Origin of the sequence: Akkermansia sp. NBRC 115031 (assembly GCF_030268505.1) — a bacterium.
Lineage (GTDB): Bacteria > Verrucomicrobiota > Verrucomicrobiia > Verrucomicrobiales > Akkermansiaceae > Akkermansia > Akkermansia massiliensis.
In genome coordinates this window covers 352340-364967 of sequence record NZ_BSQU01000001.1, presented here as the reverse complement: position 1 = coordinate 364967, position 12628 = coordinate 352340, and the positions used below count along the sequence as shown (strand labels likewise).

Genomic DNA, 12628 nt, shown 5'->3' with positions numbered 1-12628 from the left:
GTCAGGAAAGAGTTTTCACGAAACGCTCCATGCGGTTGCAGGCTTCCTTGATCTGGTCAAAGGCAGTCGCATAGCAGCAGCGCAGGAAGCCTTCCCCGCTTGCACCAAAAGCGGTACCGGGCACGGCGGCCACCTGCTCTTCCATCAGCAGGCGCGTAGCGAATTCCTTGCTGGTGAGTCCGAATTTGGAGACGTCCGGGAAGACATAGAATGCGCCGCCGGGCAAATGGCAGTCCAAGCCTATTTCGTTGAAGCGCTTCACCAGGAAGTCGCGCCGCTGGCGGTAGCTTTCCCTCATTTTCATCATGGCGGAGGTTCCGTTTTGCAATGCTTCAATGGCCGCTTCCTGGGAGGTGATAGGAGCGCAGAGCATGGAGTACTGGTGAATTTTCATCATGGCGGAGATGAGCGGCTCCGGTCCGCAGGCATAACCCAGGCGGAAGCCCGTCATGGCAAACGCCTTGGAAAAGCCGTGCAGCAGCAGGGTGCGTTCCCTCATCCCAGGCAGCGAGGCTATCGAAACGTGCGGCTTGCCGTCGTAGCGCAACTCGCTGTAGATTTCATCCGTCAGCACGATGAGATCGTGCTTGATGCAGATGCGGGCAATTTCCTGAAGGGTTTCCACAGGGGCCACGGCCCCGGTCGGATTGGTGGGGAAATTGAGCATCAGCACCTTGGTCCGCGGTGTAATGGCGGCTTCCAGCACCGCCGGGTTAAGGGCGAAAAGGTCCTGCTTGCTTGTGGGCACGGCAGTAGCCACGCCATAGGCCATGTTCACGCTGGGAGCATAGGAGACATAGCAGGGTTCATGGTAAAGAACTTCGTCCCCCGGGTTCAGAATGGCACGGAGCGCCAGGTCAATGGCTTCGCTCACGCCCACGGTCACCAGCACTTCATGCAGGGGATCGTATTTCACATGGAAGAAGCCGTCCACGTATTTGACGATGGAACGGCGCAGGGATTCCAGTCCATAGTTGGAGGTATAGGAGGTGTGCCCCTTTTCCAGGGAGTAAATGGCCGCTTCCCGGATGTTCCAGGGGGTAACGAAGTCCGGTTCCCCTACGCCCAGGGAGATGATGTCCGTCCGTCCCGTGACTAGGTCAAAGAATTCCCGGATGCCGGAACGGGGGATGGAGCTTACCTGCTCCGCAATTTTGTTCTGCCAGTTCATGATGATTTCTTTCGTGTCGGCAGGGACTTACGGAGCAACAGCCAGGCGTTCATTCTGCGCGGGGGCCTCGAACACACAGCCGTTTTTCTTGTAGGTTTTCAGATGGAAGTGCGTGGAAGTGGACAGCACCCCTTCCAGCGTAGACAGTTTTTCCGCCACAAACCGGGCAATGTCACGCATGCTTTTTCCTTCCACCAGCACCAGCAGGTCAAAGCCGCCGCTCGCCAGATAGCAGGAGGAGACTTCGTCAAAACGGGAGATGCGCATCGCCAGGCGGTCAAAGCCGCCATCGCGTTCGGGCGTCATTTTTACTTCAATGAAGGCCGCTACCCTGCTGTCGTGTTCGTATTCCTCATTTACCACCGCCTGGTAGCCCAGAATCACGCCTTCCTTTTCCCACTGCTCCCGCTGGGCTCGAACGGCTTCTTCAGTCATGTCAAGACGTTCGGCCAATTCGCCATCGCTCAAGCGGGCTTGAGTCGCCAGTAACTGTAGAAGTGATGCAGTGGACATAAAATTTCAGGCATAAAAGACCCTTTTATAGCGAACGTGTCAAGAACACATGTTACGCAAGGCTGACATCCGTTCTTTCCAACATAATAAAATACGTTCTTTTTCTTCAAAAAACAGCCGCCGTTCCGAGAATATAATGCTATTGCCTTCAATAAGATAACCATTATTTCAAACATCCGTTGGAATTATTTTCAGAGAATAGTTGCTCTAATCCGCCTTTTGTGCCATAGTAAAGTGCATAGACCTGTAGCGTCCCTTTACAAGGAATGCTTGTTTCCAATTTTTATATGACAGTCTGATATTATGAGCATGGCACTTAACCCGGATAGGGCTACCCTGAACTTTCTCAATGCCTTTCCGGAAGAAATCCGTCTGCGCGGCGAGAAGCTCCAGAAAGACGGAGCGGTTACGCAAATCTTTGGCAATCATTTGTATATTCAGGGCCGTGTGGAAGATGCGCACGGCGTACACCGCGTGAACCTCCGCCTCCAGGGCAACAGGTGGTTCGGGGCATGCTCCACGGAAGACGAGGATCTGGCCGGAGCGGCCATGTACGCCGCCATGCTGGAACGCATGTACCGCGGCCAGGATCTTCCGGAGTCCCCGAACGAACTTAACGACGTTCCCCTGCTGGATATTCTGGAAGAGAAGCTGGGCCGCGAACTGGATGACAAGGAAGCGGATTACGTCAGCAAGCTGGAGAAGCGCTACCGCCGTTTCGCCATTGAGCAGGAAATCCATGACCATGACATGGTGCGCCTGAATCCCCGCTGGGAAATCGTCAGCTATGACCCGCTGGAGCTGTGGCCCGTGCCTCCCACGAACATCCTTGAATTCTGGAATTACATCGCCTATGCCTTCAACAAGAGGCGCCTGCCCTACCCGGAATTCATGGAATCCATCACGGACCTGGAAAAAGTTCAGCGCAAGATTCACGAATGGGAGCGTTCCCGTGAAGTAGGCACCTGGTATGACCGCATCCAGTCCGTGAATGAACGGCCCCCGCAGCCGCCCCGCGGAGAGCTGTTCATGAGGCTCGTTTCCACCATCAACGAGGGCCATTTCGAATACCGCCATTCCCTGAAGCAGGACTGGATTCCCGTCCGGGAAAAGCAGGATTTGGAACATCTGGAAAACCTGCATGAACGCGCTGCCGTGCGCATGGATGCCCAGACGGAAATCCTCCTTGTGTCCCTGTCCGATTACGCCCGTGCAGAAGACGCCCTGACGCTGGACCTGGACCAGGAAGCCGCGTGCGCCCTGATGAACAAGCTTTTCCACCAGCCCGCCCTGAAAGGCTACCTGGTGAACCTGGATGAAAATTATTTCAAGGTGGTGGACGAACCGCTCAAGTGGATTTGCCAGGACGACCCCATTGAGCCGGACTGCTACGCCCTCCAGCTCGCCACGTCCACCGGCATCAACGTCTCCCACTCCGTCCGCCAGCTTCCCGGCCAGCAGGAGCTGTACCAGTCTGACGAAACCGTGTTTCCGGGTCCCCCCCGCTGGCTGGAGAGCACGGAAGTGGAACCCCGCTATTCCATTCCCAAGCAGGTCATCGACAGCCTTGAAGGGGTGGAGTTCCTCCGTAAGATCGGCGCTTCCCTGCCCCCCAGCATGGAGGACCGCGTGGTGGACATCGACCTGCGCGGCACCTTTGACATGAAGATCGTCCGCGGCCTCACCTCCGCGGAAACGGAACACGTGCTTTGTGAAGTAAGCGCCAGGGACGCTTCCGGCTACCGCACGGAAAAACTCGGCAAGGACGGCTGGGACGTCGCTCACCAGGAGCCCATGAAAAACAAAGCCCTGCTGCGCTTCATCCGGGAGCACCTCTATCCCATTCCCGGCCTGCTGGAAGAAATGGGCTTCTCCTATGATCCCCAGGTAGGCGCCTTCAAGGCCCGCGTTACCCGGCAGTTCCCTGAAAAATTTGCGGAGTGGGCCAAGCAGCTCCCGGAAGAGCTGACCGTCAACATGGATGACAAGCTCAAGACGCTGCTGGCGGACCCGGTGGCCGCCGCCGTGCGGTTTGAAGTAGTTAACCAGGAGATTGACTGGTTTGACCTCCGCATCGTCATTGACGTGGAAGGCGTCCAGCTTTCCAAGGAACAAATCCGCGCCCTGGTCGCCGCCAGAGGCGGCTACGTCCGTATGGACGACGGAGGCTGGATGCGCCTGGAAATCAAGCTGGACAACGACCAGCGCGACGCCGTCACCCGCCTGGGCCTGGACCCCTTCGACCTTTCCGGGGAAACCCACCGCATGCACGCCATGCAGCTTGCGGACCCGAAGGCCGCGGAAGTGTTCGACCCGAAGGCCTGGAAACGCATCAAGGACCGCACCGCGGAAATCAAGATCGATGTCAAGCCGGACGTTCCCTCCCAGCTTCAGGCCACCCTGCGCCCGTACCAGGTGGACGGCTTCCACTTCCTGGCCTATCTGGCCACGAACGGCTTCGGCGGCATTCTGGCGGACGACATGGGTTTGGGCAAAACCATCCAATCCATCACTTACGTGCTCTGGCTGCGTGAGGAATTCGCGCGCAAAAACAAATCCAAGAAGAAAATCGCCGTTCCTCCGGTACTCATCGTCTGCCCCAAGTCCGTGCTGGATGTCTGGGCCGGGGAAACGGAGAAATTCGCTCCCGGCGTGCGCGTACTCGTCATCCGCAGCAAGGATCAGGCCAATCTGGACGACATCCGGAAGAATTACGATATGGTCGTGGTCAACTACGCCCAGCTCCGCGTCTGCGGAGAAACCCTCAACCAGATCAAGTGGCTCACGGTCATCCTGGACGAAGGCCAGCAGATCAAGAACCCGGACTCCAAGGCGGCCAAGGCCGCCCGTGAAATCGTCTCCTACAACCGCTTGGTCCTTTCCGGCACGCCCATTGAAAACCGCCTGCTGGACATGTGGTCCCTCATGGCCTTCTCCATGCCCGGCGTTCTCGGTTCCCGTTCCTACTTCAAGAAGCGCTTTGACAAGCGCAAGGACCCGCAGAGCCAGAACCGCCTGGCCGCGCGCCTGAAACCCTTCCTGCTGCGCCGCACCAAATCACAGGTGGCGAAGGACCTGCCCCCCAGGACGGAAGAAGAAGTGTACGCCAAGATGGAAGGCATCCAGAGCCAGCTGTACAAGGCGGAACTCCGCCGCATCCAGCAGGCCCTGCTCGGCCTGGATTCAGACGAATCCGTCAAGAAAAACAGCTTCGCCATCCTGCAGGGCCTCATGCGCCTGCGCCAGATCTGCTGCCACCCCGGCTTGGTGGACCCCAAGTACGCCAAGGAAGACAGCGCCAAGATGACCGCCCTGTTCTACCTGCTGGACCAGCTCCGGGAGGAAGGGCACAAGGTGCTCGTCTTCTCCCAGTTCGTCTCCATGCTGGAAATTATCAAGAACCGGCTGGAAGCGGAAAACAGGCCGCTTAACTACCTTACCGGCCAGACCAAGGACCGCCGCGGGGAAATTGAAAAATTCCAGACTACCAAGGACCCGTCCGTCTTCCTGCTTTCCCTGAAAGCCGGGGGCGCCGGCCTCAACCTTACTTCCGCCTCCTACGTGGTCCTGTATGATCCGTGGTGGAACCCGGCTGTGGAAAGCCAGGCCATTGACCGTACGCACCGCATCGGCCAGAAGAACAAGGTGATCGCCTACCGCCTGCTGACGAAGGACTCCGTGGAAGAAAAAATCCGCATCCTCCAGCATCAGAAGAACCAGCTCGTCGCCAACGTGCTGGGTGACGAGGGCTTCACCTCCAGCCTGGGCATTGACGACCTGAACTTCATCCTCAACCACGGGGATGACGAAGAAGGCTAAGCCGATGGCGGTGAGTAGAGAGTAGTGAGTAGAGATTAATTATTTCAACTTCCGGACATTGGTCCGCTCATTCTTTCCCTACTCTCTGATCTCTCATCATTAATCGCTATAAAAAAGCCCTGCAATTTTATGCAGGGCTTTTTTATTTCACCATTTAAGGCTGACAGGGTCCGTATGATAAAGAATCCCGGCCTCGTCACGCACAAGAAGAGTTAACTGGATGCGCGCAGGAAGGCGCAGCATCTGGAGGCCGTTGAACGCAAATATCTGCCCCTGGCACAACAGGGGGCGGGAACCGAACAATTCATCCCCTTCAATCACCTGCGTGCCGTCTTCATGGGAACGGACGGTCCACTTTTTACCGATGATGCGCACGGCGCCTTCCCCCGTATTGCGGATGCTCACATTGTAGGGCACGGGAATGCGCCCGTCGTCACGGACCAGCCGCTCCAGCTTTTCATCCCGTGAATACAGGCTGCGCGGCGTGAGCCGCACTTCCAGGCTGGTCAGGAGGGGGAGAACCATACGGGAACCGGAGAGGAATTATGATTCCACGGGAGCCAGGGCCGCCTTCATCAGCTCCAGCGTCGTCTTGCGGATGGCTTCCACGCCCGCCTTGGTGGGCTTGGCGTCCGGAGCCAGCGTCATCTGCTCCTGCAAGGTCGTCAGAAGGTTCATGATTTTTGCAATGTCCCGGCGTTCCTTCATTTCCGGCTCCACCCCGTCCAGGATGTAATGGAAGTATTCCGGCACGTCCGGCTGGAAGATGACCTTCGCCTTGTCCTCCGCAAACTTGTTATCCAGCGCCGCGGTAGCGGCATCCAGGGCGCGTATCCATCCTCCCAGGCCAATCAGGTTCGCCATGTCGGAATCCCGCAGGGAGGCAAGCTCCTGTTCCACGTCGGACTGAATCAGGGCCAGATTATTCTTGAAACTGCTCAAATCCCCGTCTTCCGCATTTTTCAGCAGGCTGGCGGCATGGCGGTTCACCCGTTCCCCGGCTCCGATGGCCTTCGCATAGCTGGAGAGGTCCAGCGCAATGGGCTTCACTTCGTTCATCTTGCCGCACTGCACGATCACAAAGCCGTCCGCCATCATGCCGCCAAGCTGGAGAGCCAGGGAGCAGCGGTCCATGGGGGGGCGTTCGGGACGCGCGCGCAGCGCCACGTTCTCCGGAATTTCCGGCAGCCCTTCCAGGTCTTCAAAAATCTTGCGGATGGACGGCGCGGTAAATTCGTTGATGCCCAGCTCCTCATTCATGTGGGAGTCGTCCAGCAGGCGTTCCGGAATGGCCGGCTGACCCTGCCTGTCCTGCTTGCCGGGCGGCGTCTGCACATCCAGTACGGCTTCCTCCTTCTCCGGGGCATTTTCCTTCGGGGCGGCAAACGCCATTCCCCCCGTGACGGATACAGCCGCTGCCAGCACATACAATCTCTTCATAACAACACTCAAAAAGGTTAAGCAAAACGGAATATGTCTTGACTCTCGCCCTATGGTGTCTTATACGGGCGTCACGTCAAGGAAATCCCCCGCGCCTGACGCAAAAAGATACCAAACACCCTTTGCAAGCCCCGCATGTCTTTAAATTACAATTTTATCTGGCTCCTGTGCTATCTTCTGGTTCTCGTCGGCCTAGCCGGATACGGCTTTCACCGCCTGAGCATCGTTTACCTGTACTGGAAGAACCGCAACAACAAGCCCCAGCCCAAGTCCCGCTTCCAGGAACTGCCCGTCGTTACGGTCCAGCTCCCCATGTTCAATGAGAAGTTCGTCGTGGACCGCCTTCTGGAATCCGTAGCCGCTCTGGATTATCCTCAGGACAAGCTGGAAATCCAGATTCTGGACGATTCCACAGACGACACCACGGAACAGTGCTACCGCAAGGTGGAGGAACTGAAGGCCCGCGGCTTTGACGCCGTCTGCATCCACCGCACGGACCGCACGGGCTTCAAGGCCGGCGCGCTGGAAGCGGCCACCAAGGTGGCCAAGGGCGAATTCCTGCTGATTCTGGACGCCGACTTCGTTCCGGAACCGGACCTTCTGCAAAAAACCATCCATTTCTTCACGGATGAAGGCGTGGGCCTCGTCCAGACCCGCTGGGGCCATATCAACCGGGAATACAACCTTCTCACCCGCGTGCAGGGCATGTACCTGGACGGCCACTTCGCCATGGAGCAGACGGCGCGCAACCGTTCCGGGCGTTTCTTCACCTTCAACGGCACCGCCGGCATGTGGCGCAAGTGCGTGATCGGGGATGCGGGCGGCTGGTCCCATGACACCCTGACGGAAGACATGGACCTTTCCTACCGCGTCCAGCTCAAGGGCTGGCGCTTCATTTACCTGAACGATGTCGTCACCCCGGCGGAACTCCCCGTGGACATGGACGGGTTCAAGTCCCAGCAGCACCGCTGGACCAAGGGCTCCATCCAGGTCTGCCAGAAAATCCTGCTGGACATCTGGCGCTCCAAGGCTCCCCTCAAGGCCAAGGTGGAGGCCACCACGCACCTTACCTGCAATTATTCCTACCTGCTCCTGGCCCTGCTCTGCTTCCTGGTGTACCCCATCTGCACCCAGCGCATTCCGGAAAATGAAACGGTCTTCATGTGGTTCGTGAACGTGGCCCTGTTCTTCATGACCAGCGTGGCCGTCTGCATCTTCTACATGAGCGCCCAGATCGTGGTGCGCCCCAAATCCTGGTGGAAGGAGCTGCCCTACCTGCCGCTTCTCCTCACGCTGAGCGTGGGCATGGCGGTGAACAACGCCAAGGCCGTTCTGGAAGCCATCTTCGGCCATCAGTCCGCCTTCGTCCGCACGCCCAAGTACGGGGTGGACCAGAAGGAAAACAGGCAGCATGTCTCCCAGCTCAAGCGCAACGGATACAGGGCCATCAAGTCCGTCGTCATCCCCGTCCTGGAAATCGCCTGCGGCACCTTCTTCCTGAACCTGATCATCATCATGATCCGCCAGGGCCATTACCTTTCCCCCATCCTGATGATTCCCTTCCTGGGATTCTACTACACGGGGTTCTGCTCCCTGGGCCGCATGATCTCCAACCTGCTGCCCGCCAAACAAACTGCCAAAGCCAAGAACTGACACCTTTCCCATGCCTGCGCCTCTCTCGCAAGCAGTACGCCTGATTCAACTCGCCGGCGCCGCCTTCGCGGTGTTCGGCGCCTTGGTATCCTGCTCCCGTCCGGACTACCAGCCCACCGCCATCGTCAAGGATGGCGCCGTCGTTAGCGTCAGGGACCAGAAAATGGCCGTCATGCGCAACGGACACGTCGTAAAAACCTACCCCATCAGCACTTCCAAATTCGGTCTGGGCGACAGGAAGGGGAGTTGCCGCACTCCGCTGGGCGCCCACCGCATCGCCTCCAAGATCGGCACCGGACAGCCCAAGGGCATGGTGTTTAAAAGCCGCAAGCCCACCGGGGAATGCGTGGCCCCCAATTCTCCGGGCCGCGACCCCATCGTCACCCGCATCATGTGGCTGGAAGGGCTGGAAGGCCGCAACCGGAACGCCCACTCCCGCCTGATTTACATCCACGGAACGGCAGAGGAACGCACCATCGGCACGCCCGCCTCCTACGGCTGCGTGCGGATGAAAAGCAATGACGTGTACGAAGCCTTCAACCTGCTCCGGACCGGGGATCCCGTCGTGATCGAACGCTGCTCCATAGACGCTTCCCTGAAAGCTCTGGCCCAGGCGGAAAAAACGCAGGATTCCTCCCTGCTGGTCATGGCTTCCGCACCGTCTTTCATGGAGAATGCCAACACGGCTTCCATCATTTCCCACCGCCGCCGGGCATCCCGTCCTCCCGCCGTAGCCCTTTCCCGCAAGCAGACCGCGGCCGCCGGGAAGAAAGCCTCTCCCCACAAGCGGACGGCAGTCCGCAAGACAGTGAAGAGCTCCAAAGCCGCCGCCCGTTCCGCCAGGGGGACCCGTTACACCCTCGGCTGAACCGACCTTCCCCGCCATTCTTCCGGCATTCCCGTTCCTCCGCCTCCTGACATGGCTGTTTGAACGCATGGTTGCCTGCGTCCGTCACATTTGTTAACGTAGACTTATGGCCATGATGGAACATGAAGATATCAGCAATGAAAACCTGGCGGGCCACCTTCTGGTTTCCGCCCCCTATCTGGACGGCGGCGGCTTTTACCACTCCGTGATTTTTCTGAGCCGGGTGGAGGAGGAATTCGTCATAGGCCACATCCTGAACCATCCGGCCGGCATGAACGTGGGAGAAGTGGCGCGCCATACGGACATTCCGGAATCCCTTTACCCCGTTCCCATCTTCAAGGGAGGCCCCGTGGAGCGCAACCAGCTCATTTTCGCCGCCTTCGTCCGTACGGAGGACAAATTGCGCGTCCAGTTCCATCTACAGGAGGAACAGGCCCTGGAATACATTGAGGATCCCCACGCCATCCTGCGCGCCTACGTGGGCCACAGCGCCTGGACGCCCTCCCAGTTGCGCCGGGAGCTGAACGACCGCGCCTGGTACGTCTCCCCCACCGTGCCGGACATCTGCCTGGAGCCGGACTCCTCCAAGGTATGGGCCATGGCCATGCGGCGCCTCTCCCCCCTGCACCACATCATGAGCCACGCGCCCGCACAGCCTTCCCTGAATTGAACCATCCATCATGAGCATCCAACAGAATCTGGAACACATTCTCTCCCGCATCCGCTCCGCGGAACTCCGTGCCGGGCGTCCGGCGGGGTCCGCCCGCCTCGTCGCCGTCAGCAAAACCTTTCCTGCGGATGACGTGAAGGCGTGCTACGATGCGGGCCAGCGCATTTTCGGAGAAAACAGGGTTCAGGAGGCCCTGGGAAAAATCCCCGCACTTCCTCCGGATACGGAATGGCACCTCATCGGCCCCCTGCAGCGCAACAAGGTGCGCAAGGCCCTGGAACATTTCACGCTGATCCACGCTGTGGACTCCCTGCGCCTGGCGCAGTTCATGGACGCCGTAGCGCAGGAGACGGGCAAACGCCCCCGCATCCTGCTGGAAGTGAACGTAGGGGATGAAGACAGCAAATTCGGCTTTTCCCCGGAGACTCTGGAACGGGAATGGCCGGAGCTGGCCGCGCTGGACCACCTTGAAATAGCCGGCCTCATGTGCATCCCTCCCCCGGTGGAAAATCCGGACGAAGCGCGCCCTTATTTCCGCCGCCTCCGGGAGCTGAAGGAAACCCTGTCCGGCAAGGGGAGAGCCCCGCTGAGGGAGCTTTCCATGGGCATGAGCCATGACTTTGAAACGGCTGTGGAGGAGGGCGCCACCCTCGTCCGCGTGGGCACCGCCATTTTCGGCGGCCGCTCCTATGCTCCGGCCCCGTGATTTTAGTTGGACAGAAGGAAAAGCGGCGTGTACGTTTGTTCCGGAATAACGGAACGGCCCGGACGGAGCCTTGATTTCAACACCCCATGCTGACAGGAGGAAAAAACGTGATTCCGCATGCGGTGCGGGACGTAGCGGATGCCGCCGCGGCATTTTCCGCCCGCATTGGTCCGGACCGTCATTTTGACTCCCAGGAAAACGTGGAGGAAGCCCTGGCGGAATGCTGCTCTCCGCAGAACGTCACCGTGATCGGCATGACGGGTTCCGGCAAGTCTTCCACGCTGGATGCCCTGGCCGGAGAACGGTTCTGTTCCCGCGTTTCCAGTGAAGCCACACTGGTCCGCTGGCAGTACAGGCCCCACCCCGCGCCCCACACCCATGAATGGGTGCTGGACCTTTTTTACCCGTCGGACGCCCTGCTGAACCTTGAGTTCTGGGACACCATCGGCCTGGAACAAGAGGACGCCCCCCGGAAGCTGAAGCACATCGTCCCCAAATCAGACGCCATTCTTGTGGTCATTTCCGCCAGGGACGGCAACCAGCTCCCTTTATGGGACTACCTCCGGACGCTGGAGGAACGGCTCCATTCCCGCATGGTGCTCGTCATCACCCACGCGGAGCTGCTATCCTTTGACCAGCTCCAGTCCCTGAAAGAGGAATTGCGCTCCACCTCCCGCGAACGCCTGGGCGTGCAGCTTCCCCTGTACCCCGTCACGACCGCCGGGGAGCAGGCTGGGGAAGGCGTGGAAGCGCTGAGAGCATGCGTGCAGGAGGTGCTGAAACGCAGCCCGCTGACGGACAAGCGCGTGGAACGCCTGCTGCTGGCTACGGACCGCCTGCTGGAAGAACAGGGAAAGGTGCTCAATGAACTGCACCGCCTTTCCAAGATGGATTCCGGCTTCCTGACCTCCATTGACCGGGAGATAGACCGCATCCAGCTCCAGATGGAGGATGAAATGCCCGCACGGCTCAAGGCGTACGCCCAGTACGTGCAGGACTGCGTGCCGCGGCTGGGGAAAAAATCGGCCCGGCAGATGGGGCGCTTCCTTTCCATCCGGCGCACGATGATCCTGCACAAGCTTCCTCCCGTCATTGACGAATGGTTTTATGAGCTGGTCAAGTCCGGCATTGAGGAACGGCACGCGTATTACAACAAGGAATTCCTGAACATCTGCCAGACGCACTGGAACCATGTGCGCCCCCGCGTGAAGGAACAGTGGGACTGCGACATAGGCGATTTTCCCGCCGCGCGGCTCCAGGCGGACCTGGAGGTGTACAAGGAGCGCCTGGGCCGTTCCATTTACATGCCCCTGAAGGATTTCGGCATCAAGCCGTGCCTCAGCAAGCTGTTTCTGGACCAGGAGGACGTGATGAGAACGGAAATCAAGCTGATGCTCATCCTGGTGATTCTGGGAGCCCTGCTGGGGTGCTTCGGAGAACATGCGGCGGGGTTTGCCTGCGTAGCCGCGGCCCTGGCCGTCTGGGTGGGCGGCAACCTGGGGCTGGCCTGGATGCAGTTCCGGCTGTCGCGCCAGATTGTAGCCGCGGCGGCGGAAATGCACATTGCCGTGGAATGCGGCCTGCGGACGCCCCTGTATGAAGCCATGGTCAGCGGCCTTTCCGATTACCGCAAACTGTACGCGGACATCCGCGGCCAGGTGGCCGGCGGCGTGGAACATCTCCAGCCCCTGCTGAATGCCCGCTACGACCTGTTCTATAAACTGACCGTGCAGAAACACCGGTTCCGCATCTAGCCCCTTTCCTTTTCGTCCGGAGACGCGGCTTCCT

At 59.1% G+C, this 12628-nt stretch carries 10 protein-coding genes; 6 read left to right on the top strand and 4 right to left on the bottom strand.

What is annotated here, in order from left to right; translation table 11 throughout:
* Position 1 precedes the first annotated feature (1 nt).
* Both QSJ36_RS01430 and QSJ36_RS01425 read right to left on the bottom strand, forming a co-directional pair.
* Positions 2-1171 carry an aminotransferase class I/II-fold pyridoxal phosphate-dependent enzyme gene (locus QSJ36_RS01430; protein ID WP_102727515.1) on the bottom strand — a complete coding sequence of 390 codons (1170 nt, stop codon included), beginning with the start codon at positions 1169-1171 and terminating at the stop codon, positions 2-4.
* A gap of 27 nt (positions 1172-1198) precedes the next feature.
* Positions 1199-1684 (bottom strand): Lrp/AsnC family transcriptional regulator, encoded by a 486-nt coding sequence (locus QSJ36_RS01425; protein WP_022398056.1) that lies wholly within the window; start codon positions 1682-1684, stop codon positions 1199-1201.
* A gap of 303 nt (positions 1685-1987) precedes the next feature.
* Between QSJ36_RS01425 and QSJ36_RS01420 the strand changes: the two genes are divergently transcribed.
* Positions 1988-5503, top strand: a complete 3516-nt coding sequence (locus tag QSJ36_RS01420; RefSeq protein WP_022398057.1) for a DEAD/DEAH box helicase — start codon at positions 1988-1990, stop codon at positions 5501-5503.
* Between the two features lie 147 nt (positions 5504-5650).
* Here the strand turns inward: QSJ36_RS01420 and QSJ36_RS01415 are convergent, their stop codons facing one another.
* A complete protein-coding gene (locus tag QSJ36_RS01415; protein ID WP_102727514.1) occupies positions 5651-6028 on the bottom strand; it encodes an ApaG domain in 378 nt (125 codons plus the stop codon).
* A gap of 18 nt (positions 6029-6046) precedes the next feature.
* Positions 6047-6943, bottom strand: a complete 897-nt coding sequence (locus QSJ36_RS01410; protein WP_102749305.1) for a hypothetical protein — start codon at positions 6941-6943, stop codon at positions 6047-6049.
* Positions 6944-7078: 135 nt separating this feature from the next.
* Here QSJ36_RS01410 and QSJ36_RS01405 point away from each other — a divergent pair, with 135 nt between their 5' ends.
* From QSJ36_RS01405 to QSJ36_RS01385, 5 genes are all read left to right on the top strand, one after another.
* Positions 7079-8596 carry a cellulose synthase family protein gene (locus QSJ36_RS01405; protein ID WP_022398060.1) on the top strand — a complete coding sequence of 506 codons (1518 nt, stop codon included), beginning with the start codon at positions 7079-7081 and terminating at the stop codon, positions 8594-8596.
* Between the two features lie 10 nt (positions 8597-8606).
* Positions 8607-9464 carry a L,D-transpeptidase gene (locus QSJ36_RS01400; RefSeq protein WP_102727512.1) on the top strand — a complete coding sequence of 286 codons (858 nt, stop codon included), beginning with the start codon at positions 8607-8609 and terminating at the stop codon, positions 9462-9464.
* Positions 9465-9576: 112 nt separating this feature from the next.
* Positions 9577-10134 (top strand): YqgE/AlgH family protein, encoded by a 558-nt coding sequence (locus tag QSJ36_RS01395; protein ID WP_180971053.1) that lies wholly within the window; start codon positions 9577-9579, stop codon positions 10132-10134.
* 10 nt (positions 10135-10144) lie between these two features.
* Positions 10145-10840, top strand: coding sequence for a YggS family pyridoxal phosphate-dependent enzyme (locus QSJ36_RS01390; protein WP_285466341.1), 696 nt, complete (start codon positions 10145-10147; stop codon positions 10838-10840).
* Positions 10841-10926: 86 nt separating this feature from the next.
* Positions 10927-12594: a GTPase domain-containing protein gene (locus tag QSJ36_RS01385; protein ID WP_285466339.1), complete on the top strand. Its 1668-nt coding sequence runs from the start codon at positions 10927-10929 to the stop codon at positions 12592-12594.
* The last annotated feature ends 34 nt before the right edge of the window (positions 12595-12628 follow it).